Source organism: Streptomyces sp. NBC_01210 (assembly GCF_036010325.1).
Lineage (GTDB): Bacteria > Actinomycetota > Actinomycetes > Streptomycetales > Streptomycetaceae > Streptomyces.
The window spans coordinates 2,034,698-2,051,222 of sequence record NZ_CP108549.1; the positions used below are offsets into that span (position 1 = coordinate 2,034,698).

A 16,525-nucleotide genomic window follows, 5' to 3' on the forward strand; every position below is an offset into this window, starting at 1 on the left:
CGGGGTGGGTCAGACGTGCGGGACGACGGCCACGGGGCAGCCGACGTGGTGCAGCACCGCGTGGGCGACGGGGCCGATGTGGATGCCGAGGTGCCCGCTCCGGATCCGGCGCCCGACGACGACCATGCCAGCCCCGGTCGAGGCGCGCGTCAGTTCGGAGGCCGCCCGGCCTTCGGTGACGGTCCCGGTGACAGTGACCTCGGGGAACTTCTCCCGCCACGGGTACAGCGCCGCACTCACGGCGTGTTCGTGCTCGGCGAGCAGTTCCGGGCCGGGCTTCGGGACAAGTTGGTCGATGGCGGCATACGGGGGCGGGGCGCTGAAGGTGTGAATCACGCGCAGCGCTGCACCACGATGCTGCGCGGCGTCGAAAGCGAATTCGATCAGTTCGTCGCACGGGCTGCTGGTGTCGAGGCCGAGGACAACATTCCGGTACGGGGTCTCGACCGAATCCCGGTCCGAGTCCGGGGACGCTCCGTCCGGGGCAGGAAACTGTTCGTCGGACGCTTCCTCACCGGCACGTACGAGAACCACGGGACGCGGTGCCCGCGCAACGACCGCCTGGGACACCGAGCCGACCAGAAATCCCGCGATGCCGCTGAGTCCTCGGGAGCCGAGCACCAGCATCTCGGCCTGCTCGGCCGCCGTCAGCAGGGCGGTGACCGGCGATTCGGCCACCGCCTCGTCGGCGATGTGCAGCGCGGGGTGCGAGGCTCGCACGGTGTCGCTCACCTGGCTGAGGGTCCGGTGTGCCCAGTAGCGCTGGGTCGTGCCGACGGGTACGTAGACGGGAGGACGCGGCTGCCACTGCCAGGCGTGCACCAGCCGCAGCGACAGGCTGCGGCGCAGAGCCTCCCGGGCCGCCCAGTGCGCGGCGGCGAGGCTCTCGGGGGATCCGTCGATTCCGGCGACGACGTGTCGATGCATGGTCCGCACCTCCTGTGCAGGGCTCCGCTTCGTGCCTTGCCGTCGAGCCTGGCGTGTGCGCGGTCGGGTGCGCAGGGGCCACCCAGACCCTTCCTGGGGCCCTTCGGCCCAACGCTCCACGGCAGGTCCGCACGCAGGCTTGGGACAAACGCAGTGGAGGGAGAGGAATTATGTCCGGCTCCCCACGCTCCGCCCGTATCGCCATCATCGGGGTCGGCAACGAGTTCCGCCACGACGACGGGGCGGCCTGGGCGGTGATCGCCCGGCTCCGGGAGCGGGCTGACGGCCGTCCCCTGCCCCCGGGAACGGTCCTGTCGGTGTGCGACGGAGATCCGGGGCGGCTGATCGAGCTGTGGGAGAACGCGGACCTGGCGGTGGTGCTGGACGCCGCGCACGCCCATCCCGGCCACCCGGGTCGGGTGCACCGGCTGGAGCTGGACGCAGCCGAGCTGGGGCGGCCGCGCACGACGGTTTCGCACGGGCTGGGCCTCGGTGAGGCCATCGAGCTGTCGCGGGCGCTGGGGCGCCTGCCCGGCCATCTCGTGGTGTACGCCGTCGAAGGGGCGGACACCTCGCTCGGCACGGGCCTGTCGGAGCCGGTTGCCGCGACGGTCGAAACACTCGTCGCACGGGTGGAGGACGAGATCGTCCGCCACCGGGACGCGGCAGCACGCGGCCCCCGCAACATTCACGGCGGAGGCCCGCCGTGACCGGCGAGCGCATCGCCAGGCGCGCAGAGGTCTTCGGCACGGTCCAAGGCGTGGGCTTCCGCCCGCAGGTGCACCGTCTGGCGACCGGCCTGGAGATGTGTCTGGGCATTCCCGGCCGGGTCCTTGACGTCCACGACTCCGGCGGACTGCGCCGAGGCCGGAGCATACGTTCGTCCATGTCGGATTCGCGATCAGGACTGTCGACGAGGCGGAGGCCGAGCGGACGCTCGGGGTGCTGCGCGCGATGGCGGACGTCGTCACCGGCGAGCTGGGCGAGCCGCTGCCACAGGCGCCCCGGGACCTACCGGACGCGCCCTGAGGGCCGGTCGGCCCCGTTCACTGGCCCGGCCGACCCCTGCGGCCGGCCGTACTCCCGTCTGAGTCTGGACGTGGATTCCCCACGAGGAAGGCACCGTCATGACGCAGATCCACAGCCCCGCGAGTACCGCCCGGCAGGTGCACGCGCTCCTGACGGACGGCACGACGGTACGGATACGGCAGGCGGAGCCGGCCGATCATGACGCCGTCCTGGCCCTGTACGAGGGCATGTCGGCGGAGAATCTGCGGCGACGCTTCTTCACGGTGAGCCACCTGTCCGCCGAACAGGCGGCCGACCGGCTCACCCGGCGCGACCGGTCCGGCTACCGCGCTCTGGTCGCGGAGAGCGGCGGGCAGTTCGTCGGACTCGCCGAGTACGAGGCCCTACCGGGATCGGCGACGGCCGAGATCGCACTCAGCGTCGCAGACGACTGGCACCACCGTGGCCTGGGCACCCTGCTGCTGGAGCATCTTGTAGAAGCCGCCCGCCAGGGGGGCATCACCGCCTTCGCGGCCGACGCACTGGCCGAGAACCACGAGATGCTGAAAGTGTTCGCCGACCTCGGCCTGCGTACGACCCGCCACTTCGACGGTCCCGAAGTGCGCTGCACGGTCCAACTCACCCTGGACGAACACTACTTGTCGGCGGTCGACAACCGGGCAAGCACCGCCGCCGTGGCCAGCCTGCAACCACTGCTGCGGCCCCGCACGGTCGCCGTCGTCGGCGCGGGCCGCAAGGCGGGCTCGGTCGGCCGGGCCGTGCTGCGCAATCTGCGGACCGGTGGTTTCGCCGGCCGTTTGGACGCGGTCAATCCGCAGGCGGACGCGATCGAGTGGGTGAGCTGCCACCACTCCGTGGCCGAGCTGTCCTTCCCGCCCGATCTCGCCGTTCTCGCCGTCCCCGCGGCCGCCGTACCGCAGGCCGCCGAGGACTGCGGAAAGCTTGGCACGAGGGCGCTGCTGGTGGTTTCCTCCGGCCTCGACGCCCACCAGGCGGCCGCGCTGCTCGCCACGTCCCGTGCGTACGGGATGCGGCTCGTCGGCCCCAACTGCCTCGGCCTGGCCAACACCGACCCGGATCTGCGGCTGAACGCCACCTTCGCCGCCGACCGCCCCCTGGCGGGCACGGCCGGAGTCGCCGTGCAGTCCGGTGGGGTGGGCATCGCGCTGCTCGACGGGCTGTCCCGGCTCGGCATCGGGGTGTCCACCTTCGTCTCGCTGGGCGACAAATACGACGTCAGCGGCAACGACATGCTGCAGTGGTGGGAGAGCGACGGGCAGACCGACCTCGCTGTGCTGCACCTTGAATCCTTCGGCAATCCGCGCTCATTCTCGCGAACAGCGCGGCGGGTGGCCCGCACGATGCCGATCCTTACCGTGGACGCCGGGCGCTCCGAGGCCGGTCGCCGGGCCGCCGCCTCCCACACCGCGGCGGCAGCCACGCGGACCATGACCCGGCAGGCCCTGTTCACCCAGGCCGGAATCATCGCGACCCGCACGATCGGCGAACTCCTCGACAGTGCGGCGCTGTTGCACTCCCAACCGCTGCCGTCCGGCTCCTCGGTCGCCATCGTCACCAACGCGGGCGGGGCAGGCGTACTGGCCGCCGACGCCTGCGCAGAGGCCGGGCTGAGGATTCCCGAGCTCGGCAGCGAGCTGGTCGCCGAGCTGCTGGCCGGGCTGCCCGAGGGGGCCGCCGCCACCAATCCCGTCGACGCCACCGCCGCCGTCACCGAGACGCAACTGCAGGAGTGCGTCGACCGGCTCGCGGCGCACGGGGCCGTGGACGCCGTGCTGGTGGTGCTGGTCCCCACCGCGGTCGCCGCGGCGACCGGCGACGATCTCGTCCGGGCCCTGTCCCCCGGCCCGGACCACCGTCGCTCCCGAACGGTCGCTGCGGTCCTTCCCGCCCAGGCGGCACGGGTCGAGCTGCTGCCCACCGCGGGCGGCGGATTCGTACCCGCCTACTCCGACGCGGCGGACGCAGCCCGCGCCCTGGCACACGCCGTGACGTATGCACGCTGGCGCGCCCGCCCGGAGGGCACGGTGCCCGAGCTCGCGGGCGTGGACACCGCGGCGGCGAAAGCAATGGCCGACGGCTTCCTCGCCGAACACCCCGACGGGGACTGGCTCGACCCCCGTGCGACGGCCGAACTCCTCGGCCACTACGGCATCCCGCAGATTCCATGGGAGTGGGCCGAGGACGAAGAGGCTGCCGTCGCCGCCGCGGCACGGCTGGCGGGACCTGACGGGCGGGTCGTGATGAAAGCCCACTGGCCTGGCCTGATCCACAAGAGCGAGCAGCGCGCCGTCCACCTCGATCTTCAAAATGCCTCGCAGGTGCGGGCTGCACACCGGGATCTGGTCACCCGATTCGGAGACCTGATGACCGGAGTGGTCGTCCAGCCGCTCGCCGAACGCGGCATCGAGCTCTTCGCCGGTGTCGTTCAGGACGAAGTCTTCGGCCCGCTGGTCCTGTTCGGCCTGGGCGGCACGGCGACCGAGCTCCTGGCCGATCACGCGGCCCGGCTCGCCCCGCTGACCGACCACGCCGTGCACGACCTCATCACCTCGCCGCGCTGCGCGCCGCTGCTCTTCGGCTACAGCGGCGGCGGTGCCGTCGACCTCGAAGGGCTGGAGCAACTGCTGCTGCGGCTGTCCCGGATGGCCTGCGATCTTCCCCAGCTCGCCGAGGCCGATCTCAATCCCGTGATCGCCCGCCCGGGCGGCATCACGGCCCTGGACGTCCGCGTCCGGCTGGTGCCGCGGCGAGCCCGCGACCCGTATCTGCGCCGGCTGCGCTGAGAGGAGCAATGGACATGAAGCACATGAAGATCGGTGCGCTGATGGTCGATGACGTCGTCAAGGCCGAGTACGGCACTCCGTTCAAGGAAGTCGCCCGGCTGCTCGGCGAGCACCGCATCAGCGGACTGCCGGTGGTCGACGAGGACGAAATGGTCATCGGGGTTATCTCGGAAACCGATCTGATGGTCCGGCAGGCCGAGGGACCAGCTCCGGACGGGCGGGGACGACCGCACTGGCTCAGCTGGCTGCACATCTCCAAGGGGAACGATGCGGACAAGGCCCATGCCCGAACCGCGGGAACCCTGATGTCCGCGCCTGCCATCACCGTGCGGGCCGAGTCGAGCATCGCGGAGGCCGCCAGGACCATGGCGCGGCGCCGGATCGAGCGGCTGCCCGTGGTCGACGAGGAGGACCGGCTGGTCGGCATCGTCACCCGCCGGGATCTGCTCCAGGTCTTCCTGCGGCCGGACGAGGAGATCCGCCGCGCGATCGTGGACGAAGTGATCGTCAACGCTCTCTGGCTCGCCCCGGAGACCGTGACGGTCGAAGTGAGCGAAGGCGTCGTCACGCTCAGGGGCCAGTTGGAGCGGCGTAGCGAAATACCGATTGCCCTGCGAATGGCCAGCCAGGTGGACGGAGTCGTGGCCGTCGTCGACGAGCTGACGTACGGCACGGACGACTCGCATCTGCGACCCGACGAGCCGGCCGTCCACGGCGTCGGCGAGGAGTGGCTGCGCAGGCGGTGAGGAGGTGTCCGAATGAACGCGAGAGTACTTGTCGCCTACGGCACGAAGAACGGCTCGACTGCAGAGATCGCCGGCGTCATCGCCGACGCCCTGCAGCAGGAGGGGCTGCACTCCGAGGCGCGGCCCGCGGCGGAGGCCCGCGATGTCTCGGAGTATGAGGCGGTGGTGCTCGGCGGCGCCCTGTACGCAGGCCGCTGGCACCGAGACGCCGTACGCTTCGCCCGCCGCCACGAACACGCCCTGGCCGAGCGCCCGGTGTGGCTGTTCAGCAGCGGTCCGCTGGACGCCTCCGCGGGCGAGCGCGACATCCCTGCAGTGCCGAGCGCTGCCCACGCGGCGACCCTGCTCGACGCCCGCGAGCACGTCACCTTCGGCGGCCGACTCGAGGAGGGAGCCCGGGGCTTCATCGCCCGGATGATCGTCAAGCAGGGCCGGGGCGGTGACTTCCGCGACATGGAGCGGATACGGGCCTGGGCCCGCGGCATTGCCAAGGAAATCAGCAAAGAGGCGGGGCCGGCATCGCCGACATGAGGCTCGCCCCTGATTCCGCCCCCGCCCGCCGTCCGCTTCCTCCTTGCGGGCGCCACCAACCATGCCCGCCCGGCTCGGAGTTGTTCCTCGTGCGACTCCCGCGCCGCTGGGACAACCGGCCCGGCCCACCACAAGCCGAAGGAGATCGCACCATGACCGATGTCCACCCGACGTTCCGCCTCGACCTGGGCGGCGAGGAACAGGAGCCGCGACTGTGATCACGGCACTCCTCGCTGTCTTCCTGATTGCCCACGGCCTTGTCCATCTAGCGGTATGGGCCGGACCGGCCGGCCCCCAGCGCCCCATGTCGTTTTCGCCGACGCATTCATGGATCCTTGCGGAATCCGGTCTGCCGCGGTCGGCGGTCAACGTCTCCGCCGTGTCCCTCGCCGCCGTCACCGCGCTGCTGTACGTGATCGCCGGCGCGGCGGCGGCCGCACACAGCGGCGGCTGGACGGAGGGCGCCGTCGCCGCGGCCGTGTCCGGCCTGGTCCTCAAGGCGGTGTGGTTCAACCCCTGGCTCCTGGTGGGTGTGCTGCTGGACGCGGGGGTCCTCGCCGCCGTCTTCGGCCAGTGGCCGGCCTCGCTCTACTGAGCAGCGTGGGCGCCCCCGGCTGGGCGGCGGGGCCACACGGCCTGCGCTGGGGACATTCGGCCCCCCAGCGGCGCCCGTGGACGAGACCTGATGCTGGAGGCAATCCGCATGAAGGGAGGCCATCGTGTCCGTGCCCGCTCTCGACACCACGACCGTGGCCGCACTGGTGAAGGGCGCCACCACGGCGCCGTCTATGGATGGCGTGGACGGCCTGCAGGGGCGCGTGGCGCCGGGCCGCCTCGTCGAAGACGAACCCGACGAGCTCACCGCAGGGATGCGACGGGTCGATGCCAAGGACCACAGGGCCGTGTGGCGTGAGCGTGGACGCCCCGTCGGCGGGGCTGGGCACACGGTCGTCCTCGACGACCGTGCCGGCTCGTACAAGAACCACCGGCCGCCACGCGTGGGCCACGACCGCCTGGGCGACCGAGCCGACCAGGAACCCGCCGACACCGCCGAGGCCACGGCTGCCGAGCACCAGCATCTCCGCGGCCTTCGCCTCGGCCAGCAGCCCGGCGCGCGCGGGCCGCGCGATCACGTCCGCGCTGATGCGGAGGTGGGGGTGGCACTCGATCAGCCGGTCCACGGCTCGGCGCAGAGTGTGGCTCGCCCGGTCCCTTGGGACTTGAAGCTCCGGCAGGGTCGCGTCGTCACCCGCCATTCCTTCCCAGGCGTGCACAAGACGCAGGGACCGCCCGCGCAGCAGGGCCTCCCTCGCCGCCCAGTGCGCGGCGGCCAGGCTCTCGGGGGAGCCGTCGATTCCCACGACGACCGGTCGAAGCATGATCCGCACCTCCGTCCCGCTGAACTGCGGGACTCGTGTCTCCCTTCCATCACATAACGATGCGGGGTGCGACACAGGGTGCCGAGGTTCCCTGTTGAGGGCCGAACGACCCAGGCCATGGGCCGGGCGGCCCGTAGTGGCGGTGCGGCGGCTGCCGGACGCTGGGGGTGTCAGCCTCGTAATCACGTCCAGGGGGACGACATGGAGGACACTCCGGCAGTCGCCGTACTCGACAGGACCGGACTCGACACGCTCATCAGGCTGCTCGTCTCGCTGGGGCGCACTGTCGTCGGACCCACGGTCCGGGACGGAGCGGTGGTCCTCCTCCATGGGCTCCGGGCCCGCAGCCGCTGCGCCTGCTCGACCCACTTCCTCTGCCTGAACATCCATCGCAGCTGACCGACCGGACCAGGAGGGCACCATGCACGGCACCCCGCACATCGTGAGCGATGTGATGACCCACGCTGTCGTCGCCGTCAGCCGCGAGGCGACGTTCAAGGAAATCGTGCAGACCATGGAGCGATGGAAGGTCAGCGCCGTTCCGGTCCTGGAAGGCGAGGGCCGGGTGATCGGCGTCGTGTCCGAGGCCGACCTGCTGCCCAAGGAGGAGTTCCGGGAGCGCGACGCGGACCGCTACACCCAGCTGAGGCCGCTGCCCGATCTCGCCAAGGCCGGAGCAGTGACGGCCGAGGAGTTGATGTCCGCTCCTGCCGTCACCACCCACCCGAGCGCGACCCTCCCACAGGCTGCACGGGTCATGGCGCAGCGCAAGGTCAAGCGACTGCCTGTCGTCAACGACATAGGTGTGCTCGAGGGCATCGTCAGCCGCGCCGACCTGTTGAAGGTCTTCCTGCGGGACGACAAGGACATCGCCGAAGAGGTCCGCAAGGACGTGGTGGGCCTCCTGTTCCCCTCGCAGCCGGAACCAGTCCGGGTGAAGGTGGAGGAAGGCGTGGTGACCCTCACCGGACGCATCCGCGACACCGCCCTCGTGCCCGTCGCAGCCCGCCTGGTGCAGGCCGTCGAGGGCGTGGTGGATGTGGAGTTCGACCTGACGAGTCCGCACCGGCACCCCGACGAGGGCGAGGGCGCACAGGCTTCCTAATGAAGTACCTCGACGAGTACCGCGATCCGGCTCTCGCCCGGCAAGCTGCTGAACGAGCTGCACCGGACCGCGACCGCGCCCTGGCAGATCATGGAGGTCTGCGGCGGGCAGACCCACACCCTCGTCCGCCTGGGCATCGACGAACTGCTGCCCACCGGCATCCGGATGGTGCACGGCCCGGCTGCCCCGTGTGCGTCATCCCGCGGGAGACCCTGGACCGGGCCAGGGCCGTCGCCGCCCGCCCCGGAGTAATACTCACCACCTTCGGGGACATGCTGCACGTCCCCGGCAGCAGCACCGATCTCCTCTCGCTGCGCGCCAAAGGCGCGGACGTCCGGGTCGTCTACACACCCATGGACGCCGTACGCCTGGCCGCCGAACTCCCCGACCGCGAGGTCGTCTTCCTCGCCGTCGGCTTCGAAACCACCGCACCCGCCAACGCCATGGCCGTGCTGCATGCCTCCCGTCTGAGCCTTGCCAACTTCAGCATGCTGGTGAGCCATGTCCTCGTACCTCCAGCCCATGACGGCTCTGCTGGAGTCGCCGGACTGCGAGGTTCAGGCCTTCCTCGCCGCCGGACACGTGTGCGCGGTCATGGGCTGGACGGAGTACGAACCGAACCCATAGCCGACCGCTACCGGGTCCCGATCGTGGTCACACTCGCCGTGCACGGCACGGTTAACGACCTGGCGATGCGCGGCGCTTGGCCCATCGCACTGTCGGTCGCGTTGATCGTCGAAGATGGCCTTGAACTCTCCGAACTCCGTTCCGTGCTCACCTCCTTGGGCAAGGCGGCCCGAAAAGCGGGAGTCCCGGTCATCACCGGGGACACCAAGGTCCTCGGCCGGGGCGCCGCAGACAAGATCTTCATAAACACCACGGGGGTCGGCCGCGTTCTCTCAGCCCTGCGCCCCTCAGCCGCCCTCGCCCGGCCCGGTGACGCGATCCTGCTCTCCGGTCCCATCGGGCTCCACGGCACCACCGTGCTCAGCACCCGTGAGGGGCTCGGCTTCGAAGCCGACATCGCCTCCGACTCGCAACCCCTTCACCGGCTCGTACGCGCCATAGCCCGCCCCTGCGCCGATGTCCACACATTGCGCGACCCGACGGGGGGAGGACTGGCCGCGACGCTCAAACGAGATCGCCCGCGATGCACGAATCGCCGTCGAGATCGAGGAGAGCGCCCTGCCCGTGCCGGCCCCCGTGGCAGCCGCCTGCGATCTTCTCGGCCTGGACCCCCTGGTCGTGGCGAACGAGGGCTGCCTCGTCGCCTTTGTCGCACCAGCGGCCGCCGACGACGCGCTGGGCCTGATGCGGACCCTGCCGGAGAGCTCGGGAGCGGTACGCATCGGGCAGGTACCGCGCGAGGGGCAGCCCGGCCGGGTGGTCATCCGCACCCTGGTCGGCGCCCGTCGGGTGGTGGACATACCGTTGGGCGAACTCCTCCCCCGTATCTGCTGAGACCGGCGCCCACCGCAGCCGGATCCGCTGAACCGGCCGCCCACAGCAGCGCGGCATCCCGCCGGACGCGTCAGCCCGTGGTGCGCCGCCACTGCGGCCCGATCCGCTCCCACTCCTCGCCCCAGCGCTCTGCGGAGCGCCGCTCCACTTGCCCGCGCGCTACCCGGCCGCTCACGATGACCACCCCGCCGACGCCGGCAGCAACGAACGCTCCCGCGAGCACAACCTGCGGGGTCGCCTCCGACGGAGTGACCGGTTCGGGCACCAGCCGGTCGCGGTCATCCGTCCACACCTCGACGGTCGCACCGGCGGCGGTACCCGCCGCCACGCGGGCCGTGCCAGTGCGCACGGCACCGTCGGAAGCCGTCCAGCGCACGTTCGCCGGGACGCGGTCGGCGCCGGGGCCGTAGACCGTGTCGCGCGTCCTGTCCGGCGCGTCCGACACCAGCACCGCCGGGACGGCCTGCCTTCCGGCCCGGTCCCGCTCGATCGCCTGGTCCATGGAGTACGCGGCAACGCCCCCGGCAACGGCCCCTCCTATCAGCGCCAGCACCCACGTGACCAGCACGATCCAGGCTTCGACCGCGTCGCTGCGCCGCCGGAGCGGGTTTCGCCGCCACCGCCAGCCCCGGACCCTCGCGCGCTTGGTCTTCCGCATAGTTCACACCCCTTCACGGGTATGTCTGCGACCACTGGCAGCAACATGACATCCGGTGGCCCGCGGCGGGAGGGGCCACTGGTCCATGGCAGGAGGGCCGACCAGGGCCTCCAGCGGACCCAAGTAGGGCCGGTCGGCCCTGGTACTCCTGCCCCAGGCAGGGCAATGATCGTCTCAGGCAGTCCGCAGTGCGGGAGAGATCACGACCGAGGGGCCGTCATGACGGAGACACGGACATTCACCGCGGAGGATCCGGTACGGGTGTTCCTGGTCGACGACCATGAGGTCGTACGCCGCGGGCTGACCGATCTCCTCGACACCGAGCCGGACATCACCGTGGTCGGTGACGCGGGCAGCGTCGAACAGGCGCTGGCGCGCGGTCCGGCGCTGCGCCCACACGTGGCCGTGCTCGACGTACGCCTGCCCGACGGCGACGGTATCGGCGTGTGCCGCGAGCTACGCAACCGTATGCCGGAGTTGGCCTGTCTGATGCTGACTTCGTTCGACGACGAGGACGCCCTGCTAGACGCGATCATGGCCGGTGCCTCAGGGTATGTGCTCAAACAGATCAAGGGCTCCGACCTGGTGTCAGCGGTGCGCACGGTCGCTTCGGGCCAGTCCATGCTCGATCCCGCGACGACGGCCCGACTGATGAGCAGCCTCCGGGCGGAGCCGAACGACTCGGAGGCCGTGCCGCCCGCGCTGGCGGGCCTGTCACCGCGTGAGCGGGACATTCTCGCGTTGATCGGAGAGGGTCTCACCAACCGGCAGATCGGCAAGCGGCTGTATCTGTCCGAGAAGACGGTGAAGAACCACATCTCCCGCCTGCTGGCCAAGCTGGGCGTTCACCGCCGCGTCCAGGCCGCGGTCCTGGCGACCCAGCTGGAGCAGCACGAGGCCCCGGACCACCCATCCCGCTGAAACGCCGAGCGCGTACAGGCCCCCGGAGCCGGGATCGGAATGGCCCTCCCTCATCGTTTCCTCCGGCCGACTCGCGCAGACGGGGCGTTGATCTCCCCGTACACCACGGTATTGGCTCCGCACTCGGGACCGCATGCCCTCAGGAACAGCCACAGGGACGTCGCTCCCAGCGCAGTAACACGGGGCGCTTTCCCCGCACGGCGACCCCGTACGGCGTCCCCCGATGTACGCGATCCCCGAGCCCAAAGACCGGCGGGCCAACCGCAAACGGCGCGGCAGCAAGTGCGGCCGACCACCGGCTTCGACGCCCGCCACGAGGAGGCGTCCCGCCGGACACCATCGCATTCGCCTGGATGAAGGGACGGGTACGACGTCGGCACGCTGGTATGGGTGGTGTGCAAATGCCGTGCCCGTCCCGGGCACTGGGCGTGGCTCAGGTTCCTGGATCCGTGGTCACGAACCTGCGGCCTGGGCCGCGCCGCCTGGGCATGTGCACCACCGTGGCATCGGCGGCGTCCTCCTGCTCACGGCGGAGGTTCTCCACCTCGATCGACAGTTCCACGGTGGTACGGCGGAGGAAGGCAGTCAACTGCTGTTCTGCTGCCAACTGTTGCTTCGCCTCCTTCAGCTCCTCGGCCACGGCCGCGTACCGCTCGGCGAGCTCCTGGGCGGCTGTGGGCACTCTGCCTTGCGCCTTGACACTGAGCCTGAACTCGTCAACCAGGTCCTGGTGTTGTGGATAGACCACGTCACGGCGCAGCCCGGACTCGACGATCAGTTCGGTGGCGGTCAGCTTGCCCGAGACCGAGCGCAGGGGCGTGCCGGCCAGCAGCCGCTCAGCCGCCGCCTTGATCGCGGCGGCGTCCTTGTCCCGGTCACGTGGTCTGCGCCCCATCCGCTTGCTCCTCCATCGGGTCTTCCGGGCCACTCCCACGCCGGTCCTGCTCATGTACCGCGATCACCGCGCGCATCGGGGCGGCCTTCGCCGCCGCCCGGTCCCGCAGGGGCCTCGGCGACAGCCGATCGGCCGCGGCGGCTTCCCAGCGGGCGAGTTCCAACCGCTTGTTCTCGATATCGCGGTCGGTGTAGGCGAGATTGGTGCATGTGGCGCGGCACAGTTGCTCGTCCGGCTCGGTCACGTTCAGTCCAGCCGCCTCGCGCTCCTCTCGACAGGCTGCGGTCTCGAGTCGCCAGACGCAGGTCATCCCCAGGCCGTGATGGATGTCCGGATGCTTGCTCGCCAACAGACGTCGTGCGTTGTCGGCCTGGTTGACGACTCTGCCCGCGAACGCGGCCGACGCCTTGCGCACTCTGCGCCGGTATTCCTGCGCGGAGGGCCCGCTGACATGTTCGCCTTCGTCGAGTGCCCGAAGGTCCTCGTCCACCTGCTCACTGAGCATCTCCAACTCCTCGACGGCGAGGTCTTCCATCCAACTCGTGTCGGCATCTCCTGCGTAACCGAGTGTCACCTTCGCCTTCACGTGCCCGTATTGCGCCTGCGCCGCCGCGAGCCCGCCCGGGCGTCGCACGACGAAGTACGCGAGCGTACGGCGGAAGCGCGACGCGTGCACAACCTTGGTTGGGTCCGGAGGGATGGCCGGACCGTCCGGGCCGGAGAACCGCTCGTTCACCCAGTCGATGAACTCGCGGACGTCGTCGTTCATCGTGCCCGTTGGTTTGGCCTGTTTCCTGCGCGAGCGGACCGTGGTGCGTTGCCGACTCGGTGGGAACAGCAGCTCAGCGTCGGAGAGCGACTCCAGCATCTCCACGGCCGGAACGACTGCGCTGACCACGGCCCAGGGCCGCTCGGCGGTCTCATCGGCATCAGGGGCGGGAACATGATCGGCGCCTTTGCTGCGCCGACCGACGAGCACGAACCCGCCGTTCTCGTCCTCGCGCAGACAGCCGCGACGGAGCTGAAGGACTTCCCCGCTGCGCATGCCGGAGAGATAGCAGATCACGACGAAGCATGCAGCCGTCAGATAGCGTACAAGCTGGTTGACCTCGCGCACACCGATCGGACGGTCACGCCAGGAAGCGCCCTGGAACGTCCCGGTGATCGGACCGAGGAAGAAAGCATCGGATTCCAGCTCCAGCCCGTACTCCTCGGCCATGGACAGCAACAGGCTGTCGTACGACTTCACCTTGCAGCCGTAGGACGCCACCATGCGGGCGATGTGCTCGTGATCCAGCCCGAGCTGACCGCCGTGGCGCTCACGGCGACGTGTCCCGGGCAGCCCTCTGCCGGTGCGCTGCAGCTCGGCCAGGTAGCGCGCGAAGCGCTCTTTCAACGGGCCGTCGGCGAACCTTGCATGTGCGGCCAGGGTGACTGGATGCTGCCCGGCCAGGAGCATTCGTACTTCGCGGGCTGCGTTGCGGATGTCGGGGCCGAATTCCTCGATCATCCGAAGTGCCCAGGCCAGCAAGGCTTCCATGGTGATGGGGGCGATGCGTGGCGTCTTGTTGAACGGGCTCTGATCGCGTTTTCCTCCGACTAGATCCTCTGTCGAGGCGGAGCCCCACGGCCGACGCCGCGGCAACCGGTATTCCTGGGGAAGCACCTCCCGGTATCCCCACAGGACCCGTACCGCATGCAGCAGGCCCATCTTGTCGTTCGTCGATCTGGTCGTCAGATCCAGTACATGGCTCTTGTACAGACTCAGATCCCGGCTGCTGACATCACACAGGCGCGTGACACCGCGCGAGTCCAGCCACTTGGCGAAGACCGACATGGACATGAGCCACTTGTGGACCGTGAGGATCTCGGGCTGTTCGTCGATCCGCCCCGGTTGCAGCTGAGCAGGCCAGTTTGTGTTCAGCGCGATCCAGGCGAGCGTCTTGAACGCGTCCCGCAAGGCGTCGGGCGTCAGGCGAGCCCAGTTCTCGCTGACCGGGCACAACTGATCGTCGAGCAATCCCGGACCCAGGTACCAGACCGGGTCCCCGAATCGGGACAGGGAAGTGGTGTCCGTCGAGTCGCGCATCGGTCGATGGGCCAGGACCAGTGTGTCCGGACCGGGCATGAAGGCCACGCCAGCGGCGGGGCCGGGCGTCGATACGCTGGTCATCGCAGGTCCAGCCTTCCGTTGATGAGGTCGTCGACGAGCGCTCGCTCGGCGGCGGTAACGCGGTCACGTGCGTCGCTCCGCTCGGCCTGGGTGTATTGCCCCAACAGGTTGGCCAGACGGGCGAACGGCTCGGCGTGGCGGTGGTCCCACAGGCGCGGATCGAGGTCGCGCTGCAAGTGTCTGAGTCGCTCGTGGGCCTCGATCTGAACTGGCAGTTGGCGAGACAGGGCACGCGCGTTCTCACAGCGCAAGCAGTCGTCGAGGAACGACGCGCCGCACGGTTTGCTGGGGCCGGTGAACGGGCTGTTCTCCGGCTGCGTGCATGCCACCAGGACCGCATCCTGCTCACCCGAGATCAGCCGAGCGAGAGTCCTTGCGTCCAGCCCCACATCAGCCGCGGCTCGCTCCGGATCCTCGGCAGCTCGCGCGAGGAACTCATCCGTCAGAACCGGAATCTCCTGAACGGCCCGTGCCTTCGCAACCTCCTTCTCCAGCGCCTCGCGCATGACCGCACGTCCGCGTTCGACCGCGGACAGGCTTGTCCTCAGATAGTTGTGGAACGTCTCCCTGGTGTGCGCCACAGGCTGTCCACCGCGCTCCAGCACAGTCCGCCGCAGCCGGTGCACATTGACCGACAGCCCTTCATCCGCGCTTTCTCCGTCTAGTTCCTTCACGTCGCCGGACGCCTCACCGAGCGAACCACCGCTCGAAAGCTGCCTGTTGTCAGTGCTCTTCACGGGACGGAAACCATGTCCAATGGCCCAGTCTGCGAGATTGCTCCGGCATGTACCGTGCGCCCACGCCAAACCGCGCTGGGCCCGGACGTTCGGGTAGCAGACTGCGTGGTTTCCCCCGCTGTGGCGTCGCACGAGTTCCGTTAGGTCCAGGAGCAGTAGATAGATACGCAAGGGGGAGCGGAACAGGTGCTTGTCGTGATCCTCTGCCTGCAACACGTCGGCAAGCGCCGAAGGCAGGTCCTCCAGCGGCGTCACCATGAACTCCAACGATGGCCCGCGACGTGGCTTGACTCCGTCCACCAGAGCCAGCGCAGGCCCGCCCAGGCCGCCGTCGGGCCGGAAGTGTGCCGCCGGCCACTCCCCGATCGTGCCGAAGTTCTCGCTGGTCAGATCGATAAGCATCAAACAGAACGCCACCGTCTCTCTGCGCGTCAATGTCAGCCGGGAAACGAGATCGTGGGCCCCGCCCAATGCCTGCACCCATGGGGGAATACCGCCTTGCGGCGACGACGGCGTCACGCGCCGGGGCAAGTCCCCGGTCCGGTCAAGGATGTCCAACACGCGTCCGGCCTTCTCGACATGGTTGCGGCGGCCGGGAGTGCCGAGATCGCCACGGCGGTATGCAGCAAGAAGTTCTCGCCCTTCATAGATGCGGTCCCGTGCCACGCGGATGTCATGGCGGACCGCGGTCATGAGCTCCTGATGCTCATCGTGGCTGTACGGCTGCACCTTCGATTCGTAGACAGGCAGTCGCCCATGCAAGATGGCATTCCGTGCCTCGGCCGACAACTCTGTGTCCGCGCGAAAGATCGCACGCACCCGCTCGACATGGGACTTCCTGGAGCCCAGTGGTACAGCGAGGAAGGCCTCTCTAACCTGCGTTGCAGTGATGTCCGCGGGGCGTTGAGGTGAAGGGTTCGCCGCTGCAAGGTGCTGCGCGAAGATGCTCACACCGCTCCAGAGGCCATTGGCCGCCCTGATCCGCTTGACCCCTGAAGTCGGTCCGGTGGACCGTGCGAAGGAACGAGCAAACCACTGCTGGATCCCCGTGCAGACCTGTAATTGCGTGAAGTCGTAGATCCTGCTGTGTCGTCCTTTCTCCTCAACGAAGAGAACGCTGCACTCTTCCTCCGTAATGACAAGTCGCTCTGGGGGCTCC

At 69.6% G+C, this 16,525-nt stretch carries 14 protein-coding genes and 3 pseudogenes; 11 read left to right on the forward strand and 6 right to left on the reverse strand.

Annotation, left to right across the window (positions count from 1 at the left end; genetic code table 11):
- Positions 1–9: 9 nt before the first annotated feature.
- A complete protein-coding gene (locus OG735_RS09195) occupies positions 10–927 on the reverse strand; it encodes a universal stress protein (protein WP_327322642.1) in 918 nt (305 codons plus the stop codon).
- A gap of 170 nt (positions 928–1,097) precedes the next feature.
- Here OG735_RS09195 and OG735_RS09200 point away from each other — a divergent pair, with 170 nt between their 5' ends.
- The 6 genes from OG735_RS09200 to OG735_RS09225 all read left to right on the forward strand — a co-directional run bounded on the left by OG735_RS09200 (position 1,098) and on the right by OG735_RS09225 (position 6,632).
- The gene (locus tag OG735_RS09200) at positions 1,098–1,637 is read left to right on the forward strand and encodes a hydrogenase maturation protease (RefSeq protein WP_327322643.1); all 540 of its coding nucleotides are present in this window, start codon (positions 1,098–1,100) and stop codon (positions 1,635–1,637) included.
- 417 nt (positions 1,638–2,054) lie between these two features.
- Positions 2,055–4,760, forward strand: coding sequence for a bifunctional acetate--CoA ligase family protein/GNAT family N-acetyltransferase (locus tag OG735_RS09205; protein ID WP_327322644.1), 2,706 nt, complete (start codon positions 2,055–2,057; stop codon positions 4,758–4,760).
- 14 nt (positions 4,761–4,774) lie between these two features.
- Positions 4,775–5,506 (forward strand): CBS domain-containing protein, encoded by a 732-nt coding sequence (locus OG735_RS09210; protein ID WP_327322645.1) that lies wholly within the window; start codon positions 4,775–4,777, stop codon positions 5,504–5,506.
- A 12-nt stretch (positions 5,507–5,518) separates the two neighbouring features.
- Positions 5,519–6,037: a flavodoxin domain-containing protein gene (locus OG735_RS09215; protein WP_327322646.1), complete on the forward strand. Its 519-nt coding sequence runs from the start codon at positions 5,519–5,521 to the stop codon at positions 6,035–6,037.
- Positions 6,038–6,126: 89 nt separating this feature from the next.
- A complete protein-coding gene (locus OG735_RS09220; RefSeq protein WP_327322647.1) occupies positions 6,127–6,255 on the forward strand; it encodes a hypothetical protein in 129 nt (42 codons plus the stop codon).
- Positions 6,252–6,632, forward strand: coding sequence for a hypothetical protein (locus OG735_RS09225; protein ID WP_327322648.1), 381 nt, complete (start codon positions 6,252–6,254; stop codon positions 6,630–6,632). The genes OG735_RS09220 and OG735_RS09225 overlap by 4 nt, the downstream gene beginning before the upstream one ends.
- Here the strand turns inward: OG735_RS09225 and OG735_RS41880 are convergent.
- Positions 6,547–7,416 carry a universal stress protein gene (locus OG735_RS41880; RefSeq protein ID WP_442812397.1) on the reverse strand — a complete coding sequence of 290 codons (870 nt, stop codon included), beginning with the start codon at positions 7,414–7,416 and terminating at the stop codon, positions 6,547–6,549. The two genes, OG735_RS09225 and OG735_RS41880, sit on opposite strands and share 86 nt — an antisense overlap.
- A 201-nt stretch (positions 7,417–7,617) precedes the next feature.
- Here OG735_RS41880 and OG735_RS41885 point away from each other — a divergent pair.
- From OG735_RS41885 to hypE, 4 genes and pseudogenes are all read left to right on the forward strand, one after another.
- Positions 7,618–7,740 (forward strand): annotated as a pseudogene (locus tag OG735_RS41885) (4Fe-4S dicluster domain-containing protein); the annotation flags it as partial.
- A gap of 97 nt (positions 7,741–7,837) precedes the next feature.
- Complete coding sequence (locus OG735_RS09240; RefSeq protein ID WP_327322651.1) at positions 7,838–8,521, forward strand: CBS domain-containing protein; 684 nt, start codon at positions 7,838–7,840, stop codon at positions 8,519–8,521.
- Positions 8,521–9,180: pseudogene (gene hypD, locus OG735_RS09245) on the forward strand (hydrogenase formation protein HypD); the annotation flags it as partial. The gene OG735_RS09240 and the pseudogene hypD, both read left to right, overlap by 1 nt.
- Positions 9,178–9,982: pseudogene (gene hypE / locus OG735_RS09250) on the forward strand (hydrogenase expression/formation protein HypE); the annotation flags it as partial. The pseudogenes hypD and hypE, both read left to right, overlap by 3 nt.
- Before the next feature lie 70 nt (positions 9,983–10,052).
- Here hypE and OG735_RS09255 read toward each other — a convergent pair.
- The gene (locus tag OG735_RS09255; RefSeq protein ID WP_327322652.1) at positions 10,053–10,640 is read right to left on the reverse strand and encodes an Rv1733c family protein; all 588 of its coding nucleotides are present in this window, start codon (positions 10,638–10,640) and stop codon (positions 10,053–10,055) included.
- 219 nt (positions 10,641–10,859) lie between these two features.
- On the opposite strand from OG735_RS09255, the gene OG735_RS09260 reads away from it, so the two are divergent.
- Complete coding sequence (locus tag OG735_RS09260; protein WP_327322653.1) at positions 10,860–11,561, forward strand: response regulator transcription factor; 702 nt, start codon at positions 10,860–10,862, stop codon at positions 11,559–11,561.
- Positions 11,562–11,994: 433 nt separating this feature from the next.
- Here the strand turns inward: OG735_RS09260 and OG735_RS09265 are convergent, their stop codons facing one another.
- Genes OG735_RS09265 through OG735_RS09275 form a run of 3 tightly spaced genes read right to left on the reverse strand, consistent with a single transcriptional unit; the run spans position 11,995 to position 16,317 of the window.
- A complete protein-coding gene (locus OG735_RS09265; RefSeq protein WP_327322654.1) occupies positions 11,995–12,456 on the reverse strand; it encodes a hypothetical protein in 462 nt (153 codons plus the stop codon).
- Positions 12,437–14,629 (reverse strand): hypothetical protein, encoded by a 2,193-nt coding sequence (locus OG735_RS09270; protein WP_327322655.1) that lies wholly within the window; start codon positions 14,627–14,629, stop codon positions 12,437–12,439. Before OG735_RS09270 ends, OG735_RS09265 begins: the two co-directional genes overlap by 20 nt.
- Positions 14,626–16,317: a hypothetical protein gene (locus tag OG735_RS09275; protein WP_327322656.1), complete on the reverse strand. Its 1,692-nt coding sequence runs from the start codon at positions 16,315–16,317 to the stop codon at positions 14,626–14,628. Before OG735_RS09275 ends, OG735_RS09270 begins: the two co-directional genes overlap by 4 nt.
- Between the last annotated feature and the right edge of the window lie 208 nt (positions 16,318–16,525).